This is a genomic window from Paenibacillus pseudetheri (assembly GCF_924513355.1).
Lineage (GTDB): Bacteria > Bacillota > Bacilli > Paenibacillales > Paenibacillaceae > Paenibacillus_AQ > Paenibacillus_AQ pseudetheri.
Window position 1 is genome coordinate 36,523 of the sequence record NZ_CAKMAB010000024.1, and the last position, 18,322, is coordinate 54,844.

The window sequence follows — 18,322 nt, forward strand, 5'->3', positions numbered from 1 at the left end:
TCCCTTCCTTGTCTCTGTATCTGAAGTGCCGCCTTGACGACATATTCAAAGTGTAATCAACTAAGATGTACTCATCGTGACGACAATGTGAACGGAATATGAACATGTCAAAAAGGAGGCGTTATATCTGAAAGATATAAGCACCTCCTGGAGACATATTTAGATCAACAGCAAATCGGAATGCAACATCATGGAATACTTCTTACAAGATTTAATCGCTCATCGTATTAATTGTTGACGGTTACCTTGATGATATCACTTATGGTCTCTCCCGCTGCATTAACCAGCTCTGCCCGGTATTCATACATACCGGAAGCGCGGCCAGTGACATCAGTCGTAGCGCTCTGCGCCGAAGGCGTGTTGGCGTTTAGCGCTTGCGTGTCGATCAGTTGCCCGTTCTCATAAAGGCGGTACTCTGTGGCATTAGTGCCCCACCACAGATTCATCGTTACTTTATAAGAGCCGTCTCCGTCCCAGTTGTCATGGGCCAGGACCGGCTTGCCCGGTGCGGCATCGCGGATCGTCACCGTGAGCGGCTGGCTCTTGGTTGTGCCGTATTTGTTGGTAAGCTCCACTGTGTATATATAGGTGCCATTCGGCTTACCGTGAAGCGCTGTGCTTGCCGTCTGCGCGGACGGAGATACATCCTTCAGAGACTTGGAATCGATCAGTGTGCCATTCTCATAAAGCTTGTAGCTGGTAGCGTTATTGCCCCACCAGAGGTTCATGGTGACGGTAAAGTTACCGTCACTGAGTCCATAACCGTAGCCGCTGTTCGAAGACAACACTGGCTGCCCAGGCTTGTCAGTTGCAAGTGCCGCTCCGCCAGTAATTTGGAACGTGTAGCCCTTTTCGGCAGAATTGCCTGCGGCGTCGGTCACGACATAGTTTACAGTATGGGACCCGGCACCCAGCTCCGCAGCATTCAGGGTCTGTCCGTCAGCTATGGGCTGTCCATCCAGCAGAAGCTGCTTGGAGGCGACGCCGGACAGATTATCTTCGGCAGCCAATACAAACTTAAGCTGGGTTTCCTCCTCCACATCGCCGAGCGCATGACCGGACTCCGTCAGCTCCGCTGTCGGTGATACCGTGTCGATATTAAGGCTCAGTGTCTTAGTTTCTTCTGCCTTTCCCTTGCCTGAAACCGCATGATAAGACAGCGTATGCCGTCCATCTTTGCTTACGGCCAACGGAGTGCTGTATACGGCTTCCGCACCGCCGTTCAGCGAGTAATAAACTTTAGCTGTATCGGAGTCGGCCTTCAGGGTCACTTCGGTGGGCTGGTTCAACCAGCCGGAAGCGTTCGGATTTGCCGACAGCGTCGCCGTCGTTACCGGAGCCCCCACTTCTTCCACAATGCTGAAGTCTCCGAGATTTCTAGGCTTTAGTTGGTATACGTCTTTGAAGATCGCGGCTACGCCCGTAATATCGAGCTTCTGCCCTTCCGCATAAGGGAAGCTGTCTTTCGTGATGCCCGTCCGGGCATCCACCCGGATGTGATTGCTTGTCCCGCCATCGGCGATGGCGTCAAATTCAAAGGAACCGCTTGGAGTGGCGGTGATAAAATTTGTCACTTTCACGTCTTTAAGCTTGAGCAGCTGACCTTGATTGGTATCGTTCACTGCCGGCACGTCAACGGACTCGGGCAGCTTCGCAGTGCCGGTCTTCTCGATCTGCACAACTTCGGTCAACTCTAGCTCCGAATTGTACAGCGCCGTGGACGCTGATACCTTGACCGTGTCGCCGGCATGGAAGCCACTTTGGCTCTGGTAGACATAAAGTCCGCCGGTCTCATCCTGCAGATAAAAGGTTTGCCCGCCGAAAATACCCGGCTCAGTCGTTACGACCCCCTCAACCGTCACCAAGGATCCAACAATCTTGGTCCGGGCTTCGCCGATGGAAACGGTCGCCGGAATCGGATCTTCCTCGTCCGGCAGCGGTTCTGCTGGGACGTTACCGAGCGTGACTGATTCGGTCTTCAGGTTCGTTCCGTTCTGGCGCAGACGCAGGTTGGATGCAGCCGTGGTGCCCGGTTTGATCTGCACGGTCAGATCTTTGTAGGCATGGCCGTTCAGGTCTGATGTCAGGCTAAAGTTGGCGCTGTAAGCATAGCTGCTCGGCCAAGTGCCGTCACTGTTTTGGATCTTGGCGATCTGGGCACCGCTACTCACCTGGTAGATACCCAATTGGAAGCCTGATACACTCGTATTGGCAGGGAGATTATCTGCGCTGACACGAATCTGGAAATCCTGCGCGTTCGGCAGCACCGTTTGGTGCGTGAAATTGTACACCGCACTTGCAGTAGCCGCCGGTCCGCCGTAAGAGCCCGCCTTGTAGCTGGTGCGGTCAAACCATTTGTAGCCGGCATTCGGGGCGGCCCATGGCTCTGGCTGAGGCTCGGTGGAAAGCGCCGGCTCTTCGAACGGCAGCAGCTGCGTCGGCTGATCCAGCGTCAGGCCACTTACCTTGGTGAAATCCGTATAGCTCTCTTGTTCGGCGAGCCAGTTAACGGTGTTCACTAGGAGCTCAGCATCGTCAGCCTCCTTGAAGCCATCGTAAGTCGTTTTTTTGGCACCAGTATCCTCGCGCAAATACTTCGGTGTGGCATCCTCGACTGGGGAGGAGTCGCCGAGAAAGGCGGCTTTGCCGGCACCTTTTTTCGCCACGGCCACATAAGGACCTTCCGCTACGCCGCCGCCATTGTAGACACCTTGGTCCACCGCGTTGCCCCAAGCATTGTTGGTTTTCGGCAGATAGACGATGCCCTTCGCCCGGGTCGGGTCGAGGATTGCCAGCGTGGAGCCGGCATGCATGGCTACACTTGATACTCCTGATGTAATACCGAAGGCCTGATCGGGAGCCACGATGTTGGTCGCGTTAATGTCACCTAGCGCATTGAAGCGGAACCGGACACCGAACTCTTCCGCCAGCCAGTCGGAGCTGACCACGCCTTGCATTGCCGCGGAACTGGCCTCTTCGGTGCTCATGCCTTTGGCCGGGTTGTCCCAAGCTCCGCGGCGGTAACCGTTGAATGCCTCATTGCCGTCCCAGCGGTTCTTATTGCGGTCCGCATTGTAATGATCGCCGATGAAGAAGATGCTGCCGCCGTTCTCCACGTAGTCCGCCATAGCTTCCTGCTCGCTGGATTTATATGGAATGTTAGATTCAGCCACGACGAAGACGTCATAGCTGGAAAGATCGCCTAACGTAATCGGAGTGGTCTTACGAAGCTCCTTGACGTAATAGCCTTCTTGCCCAAGCGCATTGCCAAAGTCGGAAAAAGCGCCATCAATAACCCAGTCGGCCGCTCCAGCCGTCTGCGCGTGGGTATTGTCAAACAGAATTTTCTGGCCTGCATGCTCGTTGACCACTTTGGCTTCAATGAATGGGGCGGGGTCGCTTGGCCCCTCAGCGTATATCGCCGAGCCGGCTCCGAATGCGAACAAATGCAGGGGTACGGCAACAGATGCAACCAGAATTCTTTTTAGCAGCTTCTTATTCCAACCTGAATGCTTCTCCTTCATATTCTTCCTCCTTAGGATATAGGTCGGTGGATTTTTCCATAATTGTCCACCGCTTTCGTCTAATATGCTATCTCATAAGGATTAGGAAAAACATAGATTTTTGTAAAGTGTTGTAAATTTATACTTTCGGCCTATACAGTGGGTGAAAACAAGGTCGAATCTTGGAAATAAGCTATGAAAAAAGTCTTAGTGTTACTGGAGTGCCGAGTAATAAATTGGTAATCGTATCAAGCTGAAGCTCTAATGAAAAAGGGTCCTCCATTACGAATTCATCATGATAATTATCACCATACAAATAGACTTTGCCATTTTTCACTGCAGGTATGCCTTTCCATATGTTACTTTCCATTGCTTTATTGGTTGCATCAGCATCGCCATTATAAACAAAAACATAATCTCCTAAGTATTCTGGAAGCACTTCAAGTGAAATCGATTCAAACCCCTCCGCCATATTTTTTGCACTTTCTGTTGGAGGCAGCTGCAGCATATCATATATAGTGGAAGAACCATAGTTTCCTCCCTTTGCCGCTAAGACGTACACCGCCTTTTGTGAAAACTGAACAATCGAAACGGTTTCCCCTTCCTCGATAACCCCGGCGAGTTTCGACTTTGCTTCAGCTACTTTCTGTTCGTATTCTGTAATCCATTCTTCTGCTTCTTTTTCTTTTCCAAATATTTTGCTTACACTCCTGAATTTATCAAGCGGCCCTGCGGTTGTTAACCCCTCCCAATAAGGGAGGAAAACAGTGGTCCCAATTTTCTCATATTGTTCTATGTTCTCATCGATCGAACCGATAATTAAGTCCGGATCTAGCATCGTTAATTTTTCCAGGTTTAAAGGGAAATCCCCTAAATCCTCTATTTTCTCGATCGTTTCTTTCGGAATGTCCGCCTTTTCCATCCAGCCCTCATCTAGCATAAATGTTCTTGCACCGATTGGAACAATTCCTAATTTCAATAAATGCCCCATATATTGGTCAGCCGCCACTCTTTTCGGCTCAGCTGGTACTTCCACATCTCCTTTAGGCGTTGATACTATTCGAGTGCTCGTACTTTCTTCTGATACTGCTTGATTTACGGTTCCAATCCCATTACTTTGTTCCTTCGCAGCTGTGCCTGTCCCACTTGAGCAGGCACTTAATAATAGAGAACCGCAAAGCAGCAAAGCTGCCGTCGTCTGAGATTTTGTCATTTTAAACATATGTAATTCCCCTTTTTCCGTATTATGATAATGATTATCATTATTAATATACTGTTGAACGATGTGTTCAAAAATAGAGGATGTGGGGAAGTTTGATGGACTTTCTGCAACTTTAGGTCGCTGTATCTCTCTAGTTCTAAAATGTGCAGGGGATACACCTTTTCTTTTCTTGAAAATTCGGCTGAAATAATATACGTCTTTATAACCAACGCTTGCTGCAATTTCCCCGACAGAAGCCTCTGTTGTCATTAAAAGCTCTGTTGCAAACTCAAGCCGAAAACGAATTAAGTAATCAATCGGACTCATACCTGTGTACTCTTTAAACAAGGATGACAAATGATAAGCACTGAAATTAAATACTTCCGCAAGAGAATCTAATGTGATTGACTCCGCATAGTACTCCTGGATATAGGTGATTACTTGGACTGCAACACTTGTTTGTTTCACCTCAGTCTCTTTTCTATGTAATTCTATTAAAACCTGATCAATGAATTGATAAAACAGTGATTTAACGTTGAGTCTCTCTTCTTGCTTGTTCCATTTTTGATGCATCAGTTGCATTTTGTTATAAAGTAAAATGGGTGCATCAGGGGAAAAACAATATTGTGTTTGGAACAGATCCTCTTCTTGAATCCATGCACGGTAATAAATGATATAGTAAACAAATTTCTTACTTGTCGGAACAATATTGAGTGTTGCTCCTTTCCCGCTATGCAGGACTTGAAATCCTGTAAAAGAAAATTCAGACTGATCTAACTGAACTTGAGCGCTCCCATGTACCGAAAGTAAAAATATACTGGCAGGAATCTTATACTTATGAAGAATTTCGCCTTGACCCCTTTCAATATGGCGCACATCCAATAACTTGACTGTCGCTTGATCCCAAAGCAATATTTGATTGCTTTTGTGCATAATGACTACCCCTCCGTTATCTGTCTAATACTCATCATAAATGATAACCATTATCAATAACAGTCAAGATATTTATCTTAATCACAAAAATCCGATCGCTCTACAGGGAGCAATCGGATTTTTGTATAATAAATTATTGTTCAGCCGCCAATTGCAGAAAATGATCTGCAGCCAAACGGACAGCCAGGATACTTGCGCTGTTTAGTGAATTATCAAAAATAAGAACATGATTGTTTTTTACTGCTTCCAGTGAGTTCCACGCTTTTGAAGTTTCCTTCTCCTTGATGGCCGCCTTTGCGATATCCATATCATGTTGGATAATAATATAATCAGGATTCATGCTGTATAGACCCTCCAGAGAAAGCGCCCCGCCCTCCTCGGGATATCCCTTTGGCGGCAACAACCCAAAGCCCACAGTTTGATTGTAGTACATCGTGTTTTTAGAGCCTTGAGCATTAAAATTGGCTTTTCCATCGACCCGTAGCAAGGCAAACGTCTTATTTTCAAGACTATTTAACTGTTTTTTCGTATTGGCAATCATTTCTTGGGTTTCCTTAATGGCTTGTTCCGCTAACGTCTCTTTTCCAACAATCTGAGCACACAGCATCGTCGTTTTTTCCCAGGTATCGGTGTAGTCAATTAAGATGACAGGTGCAATCTTATTCAACTCATCATAATTGCTATCAACAGAACCCTTGAAGGTTACAATCACATCAGGCTTTGCATCCATGATCATTTCCAGATTCGCATTGCTATTGCCCAAATCAATAATCTCAGCAGTTCCGGCATAAGGCTGTAAAGTAGCGAAATCTTTCATTGCTTCAGCTGCGTTAGTTGATGCGATTGGAGGAGTATCAAGAGCAAAAAAGTAATCCAAATACAAAGGATGAAGAACCGCTATACGCTCAGGTCGTGTCTTGAGCACGACGCCATTCTCGCTGGCATCCGCAATTGTTCTTGGCCATCCCGCTTCCTCGATCTTTCCGACTTCAGGTGCAGGTGTGACTGAAGTTTCGGAACATCCAGCCAGTAATCCTGCAAGTATAATTAAGGATGCAATCCATCCAAATAATCTATTCATTTGCCTCCCCCTTGAGTTGTTATCATTACTATCTGTATAAATGCTTCATTAAATCACGGTTTTTCTGTATGAACAGGTCATTGTGCGAAGACACCATCCCGGTCGAATTTGCCTCCGGCGTGATGTATTGTTTGGCCTGGTTTACCGCATTGGCAGAATCCTGGAACGCTCCCGCTATCAGATGCAGCTTCCCTTCATGATGCAGAACATCACCTGCCGCATAAATGCCCGACACGGAAGTCCCGCTCATTGCTGATCCTGAAATCCCATGTTCCCACTGATCCATTTTAATTTCACTGTTCACCAGCAGTTCTTTGTCACGTTCATAGCCGTGATTAATGATGACCTCATCAACGGACAGCTCAAATGCTTCTCCGTTGTCATTGCTTTTTAGCAGTACTGTCCCTATTCTTTCGTGATCCGGTGTGGCAATCAATTTTACGATTGAAGTATTTAACAAGCACACTACGCCATTGTTCGCCAAGCGTGAAATATCAGCTTCATGCCCCTTTAAGTTCTCTTTCCGATACGTTAAATACACCTTCTTGGCAATCGGGGCCAGTTCGTTCGCCAGTCAACAGCAGAATGTCCGCCACCCGATATTAGAATAGTCTTCTCTTTGAAGCGGGCAAGTGACTTCACCGTATAATGCAAATTTGTGATTTCAAATCTTTCGGCACCCTCAATTTCAAGCTTGATCGGCTTCAGAATGCCTCCTCCAATGGCCAATATTATAGTTTTAGTGAAATGCTTCCGGTTTCCGGCCGTGTGCAATATAAAGTAACCTGCTTCATCTTTCGAGATGGATGTGACCTTTTCACTAAAAGCAACCTCCGGCTGGAACGTCATCCCTTGCGCAACCTTTTTGTTCAATAAGCTGCGAGCCAAGAATAGGTTGTAAGCCTCCCACATCCCAGATCATCTTTTCAGGATAGACATGCACCTTGCCGCCAAGTACAGGCTGAAATTCAATGATTTTGGTCTTCATTTCGCGGAGTCCACTATAAAATGCAGCAAATAATCCGGCCGGACCACCGCCAATAATCGTAACATCAAACATTTCCTCTTCATGCATCGTTCAATCGCCCCAACTCTCTTTTGTTAAATCCCTAGATGCTCACGAAAAGTGCACCCCGTATATTCACTTCGGAATAAGCCTCTCTCAACCAGCTTCGGTACCAGCTTCTCAAAAAACAGTTCCATAGATTGTTCTGAACCGCCCGGCAAGGCGATGAAGCCATCCATTGCCCCCGCTTCAAACCGCTCAATAATATCGTTCAGTACATCCTCGACTGTCCCGACAGATACCCAATGAGCAGATCCGACAACCTCGGGCCTGTCCAGGATCTCTTTCACTGTAGGCTGATTTTTGATAATATACCGCCGCAATAATTCGGCATGTGTCCGGCTGCGGACGGCCTGATTTGGATCGGGTAACATATCGGCAGTTACGCGCCTATCTATGGTACAACCGGTTAAATCAAGACCTAACACCGATTTAAGCGAAGCATGTCTGCGCTCAAGACTCAAATTCGCATGTGCAGTTTTATGTAATTCAAGCGCTTCTTCGCGCGTATCAGCCAGGAAAAAATATAAGCCCGGCAAAACTCTGATGGCATCCGGATCACGTCCCTGCTCTGCCGCTCTTTTTCTCAGATCATTCCTTAGCTCCACTCCTGATTCGATATCCGGCATTGCTGCAAAAATAGCATCTGCAACGGAAGAAGCAAAATTCCGTCCAATATCTGAAGCGCCAGCTTGAAATAGCGGAGGCGTTCCTGACCTGTGAGCAGGCAAAGTAAGCGGCCCTTTTACACTGAAAAATTCACCGGAATGATTTATAGCAGTCACTTTATCCTTATCCGAGAACATACCTGACTGACGATCGATAACAATCGCTTCATTCGGAAAACTCTCCCACAGCTTGCATACAACATCCGTGAACTCTTTTGCCTTGGCATATCTCTCTTCCGGTGAAGGCATAGGTGAATCGCTGAAATTATCGGCGCCTTCAATAGAAGTGACAATATTCCAGCCGGCACGTCCATTGCTGAGCCAGTGTAAAGACTGAAGCTGTCTTGCTACAACATACGGCGGATTAAAAGTGGTAGAAATCGTCGTCACCAGTCCGATCCGCTCGGTTTCACGGGCTATCGCTGCAAAAAACAATGCAGGGTCCGGGCTGCCGAAATTAGAGGAATCCCCTAACATCTGCGGGCTAACATACAGATAATCAGCCCTGAAAAGAAAATCGAGCCTTGAATTCTCCGCCATTTTTGCCAAATCAATATAATATTCAATAGCCCCCATCTTTTCGACTTCGCTATCCGGGTGTCGCCAGCCGTCTCCTTTCATCCAGGTTGCATTTAAGGACAACCCAATACATAATTGTCTGTTTCCTGTCATATCTACCAGCCTTTCATTTATAAATTAATTTACTGATAATGATTCTCAGTTATAAGGGTGAGTTTATCAAAAATTTAAATGAATTCAAATGTACAAATCTGAAATTCTACATGCATCATTATTTAATCTAAATAAAAAAAGTCTGCACTTCTGGTTTATCACCAGTAGCTGCAGACTTAATTCAAGTATAAGAAACTCGATATGTATATTATCTAATTCATTTATAGGCAGAGGGAGCAACACCGAATTTCTTTTTAAATAATCGGCTGAAATATAGCGGATTGTCATAACCGACACGGTCTGCAATCTCGTGGATAGGGAAATTACCTGCTTTGAGTAAGTCACGGGCTCGTTCCATACGATAATTAACGACATAGTCGATTGGACGCAGCCCCGTATATTTGTGAAAGAAGTAAGAGAAGCGGTTCGTACTCATTGCATGCCGTTCCGCTAACTCACCAAGTGTAAGTGAATTCATATAGTGGAGTTTAATGTATGCAAGGGCTTCGTCTACCATCCTTTGATTCGGTGAGCTATTATTCTCTCTGTTACTGCAAGCAAGCAGAACCTGATGCATGAGGCTTAAGAACAGCTCCTTGATACGCAGCTTTCCAATTTCTCCGGATGGATGGGTATTCTGATGAAGCATGATTAGTAATTCAATAATTTTTAGATTGGCTCCTGGCTCCAGCTTGAAATGAGAGTCAAATTCGGTAGTACAATTCATTTCTTCTGGCATATCCAATTTATAAAAAAGTGAGTAATACTCAAGCTCTGATTGTCCTATAACCTGCGAATCCATCTGCATGCCTGGAGCCGCATGAAAAACTGACCCTGGCCGTAATTCATATACCGTTCCATTTACACGTATTCTGGCTCCCCCGCGAATGATAAACAGAAATCCATGCTTAACGGTGGTGAATTCACTTAATAAACTTTTGGGCTGGATGACTAAGCGGCTTCTATCTTCTATTTCATAGACACCTTTAGTAAATGCCTTTGCTAATTTGTCCAAATTTATCAATGTTCTGCACCTGCTTCCTAGCACCATGCTTCTTTTAAAATCAGATCCAATTCTTATATTTATTTAAAATAGTATAGACAATAGTGTACAAAATTGGTAGAAGAGTAGATATTATAGTAAATTCTCCAACCAGTTAAAGATGATTAACATTGCATGCAAGAAGATGCTCAACAGGAGATTTTGTTTGAAAAAATGCCGTTTTCATTACAATCAATTTGAAGAAGTTCATCCTGTAAAATCCAAACATCAGTTTTTTCAACAAAGAAATGAAATCCGCCAATGGATTGAACCCATGCGGGATCGATCGGTGTAGCACTTGCATTAATTCCAACAGTGAAAGCATCTGAGCCTCCACCGGCATATTTTGCATAAATCCTTACATATTGGCCCTCTTCCAAACCCCATTCATTCTTAAATGAATCCAATGCTTTTTCGGATACTGCAAATGATATCATTCCCCTTCTCTCCTTTCTACTGGTTAATCACATTTTTTTATTTCGCCACGATAATTGGCCATTCTGAAACTGGCTCCGCATCCACATGAAGCCTTTGCATTAGGGTTATTCATGGTGAATCCGCCTACCATTCCACTTTCTTCATAGTCAATTTCAAGCCCGTCAATATATGGAATACTATTCGGGTGAATCAATATACTAAAATCTTTTTTATTTAATACAATATCCTCTTCTGCCTGCTGTTCATCCACGACTAGGGTATAGGATAAACCACTGCATCCCCCTTCATCAACACCCACTCTAAGAAAGGGATTTCGGATATTCGCACTTAATAAGATTTCGGTGATTTTTTCTGATGCCTTATCACTGACCTCGATGATCATCGTGAACTCCTCCTTCGTTTATTTGTTTTTCAAACTTAAAGATTGAATACCTGTTCTTATCTGTTTAGCTGTATGCTAGTATAGGCAGCGAAGAACAGCCCGCGTGTTGCCAGAATAGCTGGCATGCCTCTTCGAAACGTAAGAGATCCCTTCGATAGCAGTTTACGGAGCAGAAATATCATAAGTACTAAGCCGATACTGACTAAAGAAAACCCCATAACGCTCGGAAGCATGCATAGACCAACCAAGAAAATCCCAGTACCCATCGTTAACAGTAACGCCATCCAAGTTGATGAAGCTCCGATATATTCATGCGTCTTCGGTGTCTTTAATTTCGTAAACGCAGCTAAAACTAACATCATAGCTCCGGCACCCAAACCCTGGATGGCCGTGATCCTAGCATGGTATACATAAGCCTTCGAATCCAACGGCCATCTCTGACAGAATAATACCTATGGATAGTGCAAAATAACATTGGCGAAAATGCTTTGATGAATAGACGACATGAAATGTGACCTCCAAGGAAATTGGTATGTATACATCGTATCCGGACACTTAGTAAATGTTTTTGTTTATAATATCTAAGCTACAGTTCAGCTTTGACTTTGTCAACATTTTTGTTTAAAATGTAGTCAGTGATGTAGATTTAGTTGTTTCAGTAGGAGGTGTACCATGAGCCGAAATCAAACCAAAAAAGATGTCTCAACCAAGACCCGAAGAGCAATCATTGATCTGTTAAAGCAGCAAGGGGGAATGGATGTTGTGGCACTCTCCTCCCAATTTTCGCTATCTGGAATGGCTATTCGTCAACATTTGAATGCGCTGAAAGAAGAAGGGCTGGTTACTAATAAAGAAGAGTCCCGTCCCATGGGTCGACCCACTAAGTTATGGATCTTAACACCCGCGGCTGATCGGTTTTTTCCAAGCGGCTATTCGGATTTATCCGTCAGTCTGATCAATTCCATGAAAGAAGCTTTCGGAAATGAGGGGCTGGACAAGCTGCTGGCTGTTCGAAATAAGAATATGCAAGAACAATATCTTCAGCATCTTGGTGATACAGCAGATGTAAGAGTGAAACTGGAGAAACTGGCTGAGATACGAACAAATGAAGGTTATATGGCTGAGGTTAAGGAGCAGGATGATGGCAGTCTTTTATTCATTGAGAAGCATTGTCCTATCTGTGAAGCTGCTGCTGTATGTACAGGGTTATGCAAGAATGAGTTACATCTATTTAAAACTGTTCTAGGAAATAATGTTCATATTGAACGGGGAGAGTACATTTTAGCGGGAGGTAGAAACTGTGTATATACGGTTAGGCAAAATAAGCTGCTGTTTTAGCTACTTTTAATGGGACTATCACTTGCCCTACACCCGCCCTTTTCGATTCCCTTCTGTTATATATAATGCCATAAGATGGACAACTGACCTGAGGATCCTTTTAGCCGGATTGCTTCTTACCTTAAAAAAACGGATCATTTATTTACAGATGGTCTCACCCTATTTACAAATGTGTTGATACAGAAAACGATATACTTATTTTTAAAATTGTTATTTCGATGAATCTTGGTATTCAGTATCACTTGACGAAAGTACGCTAACATTATCAGCGGGATTTGTCATTACGTAACAATTATTTTCTAAGCCGATCCAGAAAAGGATCGGCTTATTTAATAGCCTTTTTAAGATCAATCTTGTCTATTCTCAACAGATTTCATGCGATTTTGATCATCTGGCACTCGGTCATTACTGAATTCCTGGCCTGCTTCTTCTTCACCATGACCGGAAACACTTCGGGCAAAATTTGTGAACTGCCTTTTCTGCTCATCTAGCTTGTGTTTACTTTTAAGAAGCTCCTGCGGATCTTGATTTGTCATAATTGTCACCTCCCAAAATGGAATCATGCTGTATATTCGCACTACATAAGTTTTCCATAATAGAGCGGTGCTTATGCAAGATAAAAAAACTCCTACTCACCTTAAGCAGAAGTTTTTAAACGAAGTTTTATTCAACGAAAAACAGCAATTATTTTAATCAGAACAATGTATTCCAAAACAACAATCCCACCGCAAATGATTATAAAAAACTGAAGTCTTGCCGTATTCATTCTATCCTTCCAGTACTCTCCTCGGAATAATGAAATGATGTTAGGTGTAAAAGTATGTCTAACCGTTTCGTTATAATCATCATTATCAACGAAGAACACGCGAAATAAAAATTTATATACTGGAATATTTAAAAACAGTAACAAAATGATCATCACAAGTTCAAGACTCAATATCCTCTCCTCCCAAGATCCACTTATTCTAATTTTACCACATAAATAACTCTAGACATTGGAGGTCGATGACAATTTTATAATCGCTCTGTGCAAAAAAGCCCTTCCTTATATAGGAAGGGCACTCATCGCTAATCTCCTTTGTCAACCATACTAGCATCATTTTAGCAGTCAAGTTTGCAGAAGATTGCTTATCTCGTTCAAGTTTTCAGAGAAACCAACGAACACCTTGTCTTGAATGACAATGGTCGGTACGATCTGCTTGCCTGTCAGTTCCAGCACTTCCTTCGCATAATTCACATCTTCTTCGCAGTTGAATTCGATGTAGAGAATTTGATGCTCATTAAAGAAGCGCTTGGCAAATTGGCAATCGCTGCAAGTTGGAATCGTGTAAATTTTGATCGGTGTTTTCGAATCGATTTTCAGCATAAATGTTCGCTCCTTTACGCGTTAATTCGTTTTAACTGCTCGATTTAATTCGGTCCACAATATGCTGAACTTTTCTTTCCCTTTCGCCTGCTTCTTGTACAAATCGATCGTGTGGATACTACAGGAACAAGCCGTACTCATCTTGGCAAGCAAATTCGGCGTAAAGCGACTTCCCCCGACTTGAATGGTAGATGATACCGCCTGTTTCGTCTTTTATACCATGATCTTTCGCCTTACTTCACATCAACGACGAATGGTACGGTGAACACTTCCCCGTTATGCTGAAATTGTCCCCATAATTTGTACGTCCCGCTTTGCGGAAAAGATGTCGCGAATTTCGCATCCGGTCCCGTCGCTTTCTCATCGATTGGATGAACATGAAGATACTGATTCGCATCTTTCGATAGAATCACAACATGGCCGACCGCTCCCAAATAAGGCTGCAGGTTATCAATTCCCTTCTTCGTCTTCGCATCGCGAATGTTGAAGGTCAATGTCACTTCTTCGTTCGGTTTCGTACCACTCAAGTCCAATTCGATTTCCTTGCCACCTACTTCTTTCACCAACTTCGCTTCGGCCGTAATCGCGGCATGCTTGCTTTCCTTGCCTTCCACCTTCACCCACTCGCTAAGCGTGGAATTGGCGCCGCCAGTAGGAATAAAGTCTGCAAACACCTTGTACTCACCTCCAGCCGGGAACGAAGTGTTCACTGTAAATGTGCCGTCTCCTTTAAACTCGGGATGAATGTGGTTAAAGAACGACAAATCGTGATTGACGATGATGAGATGAAGCAATTTCTCATGATTGACATCATACTTATTAACCGCCTTCCCGTTCTTATCCGTAATTTTAATAGTCAATTCCGTTTCTTCGTTTGCTTTTGCGGCGCCTGCAGGAAAGCTAAATGATACATAAAGATCCTCCGATGCAGTCTTCGCAGCTGTGCCATGATCGCCGTGTCCGCCTCCGTGCTCCATGTTTCCCGCCTCCTTATTCTCATTTTCCGTACGTTTCTCGGCGTTCTCTTGCCCGCTGCTTGCTGTATGCCCGGCAAGGTTATTTCCGTTTTCTGGCTTCTTGTCCCCCGCCGCTTTGCCGCATGCAGCCAATACGCTAAAAGCGACCACCACAGCAGCGACGAGGAGTATCTTCTTCTTCATGGTTATAGCAACTCCGTTTCATTATAAATTCGAAGATGCAGAGCGCATCTTGACACGCTGCAATCCAAGGGGCGAGCAGTCCGATCACGGCAATCGGAATTCCAAGCGAGTTGTAGCCGAGTGCCCAGAACAGGTATTGCCGGATATTGTGCATCGTTTTGTGGCTCATGTAGATCACATCCGGAATATATGTGGGGCGCCAACATCCGGAAGGTCTAGCCTCCACTTGATTACTTTATTACTGAAAGCGGTCCGACCTTTATTTCATCAGTTTATTGATCGTCGTCATGAATTCCGTTAATACTTCCGTATCCCCTACTTGAATCCGTTCGATGACACAACTTTTCATATGATATTCAAGTAGCAGCTTTCCGACATCATTCAATGATGCTTGCATCGAAGAGATCTGATTCAACATATCGTCACAGTAAATATCTTTCTCAATCATGCCTTTAATGCCGCGAATCTGTCCTTCGATTAAATTCAGTCGGTTGAGCAGATCGCTATTGGCTTGATCGGAATGATGGCTCTTGCGCTTATCCTCTCCAGGTGAGCAAAAGCCCGGATCTTGCTGTATCACTTGTTCAAAGAGTATCGATTCTTTGCTCATCGGAATCCCCCTTTCTTTTAAAATACTCCACACCCCTATATACATAAAATATAAGTTGTTAATTCGATGGAGTCCTGTCAACTCCGTTGATTAGGCACTGGAGCTCGATTCATTGGTTACATAGCTACCTTGTCACTTGCTTCACCCTGCTTAGGTGAACGGATAAATAGAAACGCTAGCACAGCACCTGCAAGAGCGACTATACCGGACCACATAAAAGCTTGTTGAAAGCCTTCGTTTAGCACGGAGACCGGGTCAATACCGGTTTGGGAAGCAGTTGTTGAACCCGCAATCGCAACCATGATGGCCAAACTGATAGCTGACCCAATCTGGTAGCTCGTATTGGCGAGACCCGATGCAAGCCCTGCTTCTTCGGGTTTAGCACCCGACATGGCGGACATCGTAGCCGGAATATAGGCAAGTGACATGCCAAGTGCACCAAGCAAGGAAGCTGGAAGCACGTTGGCGATAAAGTTTCCATCAACCGGCGTATTGCTAGCGAACAGAAGCATCGAACCCCCGAGTGCAATCAATCCAATGACCAAGTTTGTTTTTATTCCGAATTTTCCGATTAATTTACCGGTAATCAAAATCATGAAGATAGTAATTAGGACCGTCATCGGCAGTAAGCCGACTCCGCCGGCGAAAGCAGAAAACTTTAGCACCTGCTGCATATAGAGATTGAGGAAATACCACAGTGGAATCCAACTCCCTGCCAGCATAATGAGCGCGATATTGCCTGCAGCCAGATTGGGTGTTTTAAAAATCTTCAGTGGAACAAGCGGTTCTTTTTTAGTTGCCTGAACGATCAGGAACAGGATAAATAACACGATTCCTGAAATAAGCGTCCACAACGTGGATGGCGCTCCCCATCCATTGTGTTCTGCAGTAACAATGCCATATACCACCAAAACCAAAGCCGCTGTGACGAAGATGGAGCCAATGACGTCAATGCTGCCTTTTCTTCGCATTCCCTTGGCTAAAAGTCCAGGCGACAGGAGTAATGCAATAATGCCAACGGGTACATTGATGAGGAAGGTCCATTGCCAGCTGAGCCACTCGGTAATGACCCCGCCAAGAAACACGCCGGCTGAACCGCCAGCAGCAGCTGATGCGCCCCAGAAGCCTAATGCTTTCCCTAGTTCTTTGGGGTTGCCACCGAAGAGCATCATAACAATCGTTAACGCGGATGGGGCTATTAACGCGGAACCAAATCCTTGTAGGGCGCGACCAACATTAAGCGCTTCCTCGTTCCAAGCGAGTCCTGCCAGCAAGGAAGCTAACGTTAGAATGGAAAATCCCCACATGAATATGCGGCGCTGACCAAATAGATCGGACAATCGACCACCAAGTAACAATAATCCGCCAAAGAATATGACATACGCATTAAACACCCACTGTAAACTTGCCTGCGTATAGCCGAGCGCTTCTTTGATGGCTGGCAGTGCAACGCCGATAATGGATGTGTCCATGATCACCATGAAATTGGCAAGACATAGTAAGGCCAGCGCCATCCAGCGTTTGGGATCTGCTTGCGGTAAAGTCTGTGCTTGATTATTCATAATTTTCTTCCTCCTCCTTTGGTAACCAATAATTAAAATTTTTAATACCAACGCAGTAATACTATACCCCCCTACCCTATAATGTCAAGTGTGGATTTTCGTATTCTCCTCAGTTCCAGAAGAATTTCAAAACTGAACTAGGAAAATGATCATTACAAGGCTGTTTATTGGCACCCAGAAGACGATTCATGGTTTTGCCTTCAACCATAAGAAAATTGAAATCAACTTTCCTTATCCACGTCATCAACATTTACGCGTTTTTTGTCTCTACCCCTCTACCTCATTAAGAGAAAGATGGGAATAAATCTCTCTTCCTCTTCTTTTCACAGAAGCGATTAACTATAATTATCATATAAATATATGAGAGATGCTTTATGAGTAATGAGGAATCGCCAGGGGTAGCTTGTTATTTTGAACGTCATATAAAAAGCTGCCTCTGAGGGTAGCCTTTTTCTTAATATATCGTTATTTGCGAACGTAGGAATGAACTTCTCATGCGTTCTTGTATCGGTAATATACTGCCTTTTCGGAAAAAAAAGGCGTATCCCAAACTGGGATACCCCTCTTTAAGCTAAGTTTATCGTTTCACCCTTCGAGCAAAATCCACGAACTGAAATTTATCCAGCCGATGCCTGGACTCGGTATATTGGAAAAGCACCGTGTTCTCCAAATAAACATAGTTTCGTACTACTACAATATGCGTGTAACTCTTCAAATCAAGCAGTCTATGATCTTCCTCGGTAGAAGGCTCAACGGATATGAGCTTCTTCGCATAACTGATTTTAAGCCCCAACTCCTGCTCCAGATATTCATAGAGTGAGCCTTCCGCGATTTCCTCGCTTAGGAATGGAACAATATCCGCTCGGAAATAATCCTTATCCAAAATGATCCGATCGCCTTCAATCTCTCTGGCACGAATAACTTTCCAAACCAGGGTTTCAGGCGGAATCTGTAGATGTCTGGCGAGCGTGGAGCCTGCCGTCTCATTTATCGTCCGCTCTACCAGTGTCCGTGAGGCAGTACCCAGTGTATCGGCCATCTCTTTAAATGAAATCAGACCGGTTACGGGGAAATCCATTCTCGTCATATCAAGCACAAAGGAGCCTCTGCCCTTAATTTTGTGAATGTATCCTTCACGGAACAGCAGGTTCAGCGCTTTGCGAACGGTCTCTCGTGAAGTGCTGTAAGCTTCAGCAAGTTCACTTTCAGAGGGCAGTTTGGTTCCCGGTACTAGTTGTCCAGAAAGAATTTGGTTGCTGTACTCATTATAAATTTGCAAATATTTATTTTCTCTCAATTT

16 protein-coding genes and 2 pseudogenes are annotated in these 18,322 nt (G+C 44.6%); 1 reads left to right on the top strand and 17 read right to left on the bottom strand.

The genetic code is table 11. The features are described 5' to 3' along the window. Positions 1-227: 227 nt before the first annotated feature. From L1028_RS19685 to L1028_RS19725, 9 genes and pseudogenes are all read right to left on the bottom strand, one after another. The gene (locus L1028_RS19685; RefSeq protein ID WP_234538325.1) at positions 228-3,524 is read right to left on the bottom strand and encodes a chitinase N-terminal domain-containing protein; all 3,297 of its coding nucleotides are present in this window, start codon (positions 3,522-3,524) and stop codon (positions 228-230) included. A gap of 172 nt (positions 3,525-3,696) precedes the next feature. Next, the gene (locus L1028_RS19690; RefSeq protein ID WP_234538328.1) at positions 3,697-5,637 is read right to left on the bottom strand and encodes an AraC family transcriptional regulator; all 1,941 of its coding nucleotides are present in this window, start codon (positions 5,635-5,637) and stop codon (positions 3,697-3,699) included. Positions 5,638-5,770: 133 nt separating this feature from the next. Continuing rightward, the gene (locus L1028_RS19695) at positions 5,771-6,718 is read right to left on the bottom strand and encodes an ABC transporter substrate-binding protein (protein ID WP_234538330.1); all 948 of its coding nucleotides are present in this window, start codon (positions 6,716-6,718) and stop codon (positions 5,771-5,773) included. A 28-nt stretch (positions 6,719-6,746) separates the two neighbouring features. After that, a pseudogene (locus L1028_RS19700) lies at positions 6,747-7,793 on the bottom strand (NAD(P)/FAD-dependent oxidoreductase). A gap of 26 nt (positions 7,794-7,819) precedes the next feature. After that, positions 7,820-9,124: an NtaA/DmoA family FMN-dependent monooxygenase gene (locus L1028_RS19705; protein WP_234538350.1), complete on the bottom strand. Its 1,305-nt coding sequence runs from the start codon at positions 9,122-9,124 to the stop codon at positions 7,820-7,822. A gap of 217 nt (positions 9,125-9,341) precedes the next feature. Then, positions 9,342-10,139, bottom strand: a complete 798-nt coding sequence (locus L1028_RS19710; protein ID WP_234538352.1) for a helix-turn-helix domain-containing protein — start codon at positions 10,137-10,139, stop codon at positions 9,342-9,344. A 176-nt stretch (positions 10,140-10,315) separates the two neighbouring features. Further along, positions 10,316-10,603: a HesB/YadR/YfhF family protein gene (locus tag L1028_RS19715; protein WP_234538363.1), complete on the bottom strand. Its 288-nt coding sequence runs from the start codon at positions 10,601-10,603 to the stop codon at positions 10,316-10,318. Positions 10,604-10,626: 23 nt separating this feature from the next. Beyond that, positions 10,627-10,986, bottom strand: coding sequence for a HesB/IscA family protein (locus L1028_RS19720; protein ID WP_423803064.1), 360 nt, complete (start codon positions 10,984-10,986; stop codon positions 10,627-10,629). Positions 10,987-11,042: 56 nt separating this feature from the next. Continuing rightward, complete coding sequence (locus L1028_RS19725) at positions 11,043-11,348, bottom strand: hypothetical protein (protein ID WP_234538365.1); 306 nt, start codon at positions 11,346-11,348, stop codon at positions 11,043-11,045. Positions 11,349-11,658: 310 nt separating this feature from the next. On the opposite strand from L1028_RS19725, the gene L1028_RS19730 reads away from it, so the two are divergent. Next, a complete protein-coding gene (locus L1028_RS19730) occupies positions 11,659-12,324 on the top strand; it encodes a helix-turn-helix transcriptional regulator (protein ID WP_234538367.1) in 666 nt (221 codons plus the stop codon). A 347-nt stretch (positions 12,325-12,671) separates the two neighbouring features. Here the strand turns inward: L1028_RS19730 and L1028_RS19740 are convergent, their stop codons facing one another. The 8 genes and pseudogenes from L1028_RS19740 to treR all read right to left on the bottom strand — a co-directional run bounded on the left by L1028_RS19740 (position 12,672) and on the right by treR (position 18,319). Further along, positions 12,672-12,860 (bottom strand): hypothetical protein, encoded by a 189-nt coding sequence (locus tag L1028_RS19740; protein WP_234538369.1) that lies wholly within the window; start codon positions 12,858-12,860, stop codon positions 12,672-12,674. A 131-nt stretch (positions 12,861-12,991) separates the two neighbouring features. Beyond that, the gene (locus tag L1028_RS19745; RefSeq protein WP_234538371.1) at positions 12,992-13,261 is read right to left on the bottom strand and encodes a hypothetical protein; all 270 of its coding nucleotides are present in this window, start codon (positions 13,259-13,261) and stop codon (positions 12,992-12,994) included. A 171-nt stretch (positions 13,262-13,432) separates the two neighbouring features. Then, positions 13,433-13,690 (bottom strand): glutaredoxin family protein, encoded by a 258-nt coding sequence (locus tag L1028_RS19750; RefSeq protein ID WP_234538373.1) that lies wholly within the window; start codon positions 13,688-13,690, stop codon positions 13,433-13,435. Positions 13,691-13,923: 233 nt separating this feature from the next. Beyond that, entirely contained in the window at positions 13,924-14,850 is a 927-nt protein-coding gene (locus L1028_RS19755; RefSeq protein WP_234538375.1) for a hypothetical protein, read from the bottom strand. After that, a pseudogene (locus L1028_RS31730) lies at positions 14,804-15,037 on the bottom strand (hypothetical protein); the annotation flags it as partial. The pseudogene L1028_RS31730 and the gene L1028_RS19755, both read right to left, overlap by 47 nt. Before the next feature lie 72 nt (positions 15,038-15,109). Then, positions 15,110-15,460 carry a metal-sensitive transcriptional regulator gene (locus tag L1028_RS19765; RefSeq protein WP_234538377.1) on the bottom strand — a complete coding sequence of 117 codons (351 nt, stop codon included), beginning with the start codon at positions 15,458-15,460 and terminating at the stop codon, positions 15,110-15,112. Positions 15,461-15,576: 116 nt separating this feature from the next. After that, positions 15,577-17,022: an MFS transporter gene (locus L1028_RS19770; protein ID WP_076283737.1), complete on the bottom strand. Its 1,446-nt coding sequence runs from the start codon at positions 17,020-17,022 to the stop codon at positions 15,577-15,579. Between the two features lie 577 nt (positions 17,023-17,599). Continuing rightward, positions 17,600-18,319, bottom strand: a complete 720-nt coding sequence (treR, locus tag L1028_RS19775; RefSeq protein WP_234538379.1) for a trehalose operon repressor — start codon at positions 18,317-18,319, stop codon at positions 17,600-17,602. Between the last annotated feature and the right edge of the window lie 3 nt (positions 18,320-18,322).

Bases quoted from the DNA above. Each gene is read 5' to 3' on its own strand.
- L1028_RS19690 (WP_234538328.1), bottom strand. From the start codon at position 5,637: ATGCACAAAAGCAATCAAATATTGCTTTGGGATCAAGCGACAGTCAAG.
- L1028_RS19740 (WP_234538369.1), bottom strand. From the start codon at position 12,860: ATGACAAATCAAGATCCGCAGGAGCTTCTTAAAAGTAAACACAAGCTA.
- L1028_RS19695 (WP_234538330.1), bottom strand. From the start codon at position 6,718: ATGAATAGATTATTTGGATGGATTGCATCCTTAATTATACTTGCAGGA.
- L1028_RS19730 (WP_234538367.1), top strand. From the start codon at position 11,659: ATGAGCCGAAATCAAACCAAAAAAGATGTCTCAACCAAGACCCGAAGA.
- L1028_RS19705 (WP_234538350.1), bottom strand. From the start codon at position 9,124: ATGACAGGAAACAGACAATTATGTATTGGGTTGTCCTTAAATGCAACC.
- L1028_RS19755 (WP_234538375.1), bottom strand. From the start codon at position 14,850: ATGAAGAAGAAGATACTCCTCGTCGCTGCTGTGGTGGTCGCTTTTAGC.
- L1028_RS19715 (WP_234538363.1), bottom strand. From the start codon at position 10,603: ATGATATCATTTGCAGTATCCGAAAAAGCATTGGATTCATTTAAGAAT.
- L1028_RS19770 (WP_076283737.1), bottom strand. From the start codon at position 17,022: ATGAATAATCAAGCACAGACTTTACCGCAAGCAGATCCCAAACGCTGG.
- L1028_RS19750 (WP_234538373.1), bottom strand. From the start codon at position 13,690: ATGCTGAAAATCGATTCGAAAACACCGATCAAAATTTACACGATTCCA.
- L1028_RS19685 (WP_234538325.1), bottom strand. From the start codon at position 3,524: ATGAAGGAGAAGCATTCAGGTTGGAATAAGAAGCTGCTAAAAAGAATT.
- L1028_RS19720 (WP_423803064.1), bottom strand. From the start codon at position 10,986: ATGATCATCGAGGTCAGTGATAAGGCATCAGAAAAAATCACCGAAATC.
- L1028_RS19765 (WP_234538377.1), bottom strand. From the start codon at position 15,460: ATGAGCAAAGAATCGATACTCTTTGAACAAGTGATACAGCAAGATCCG.
- L1028_RS19725 (WP_234538365.1), bottom strand. From the start codon at position 11,348: ATGATGTTAGTTTTAGCTGCGTTTACGAAATTAAAGACACCGAAGACG.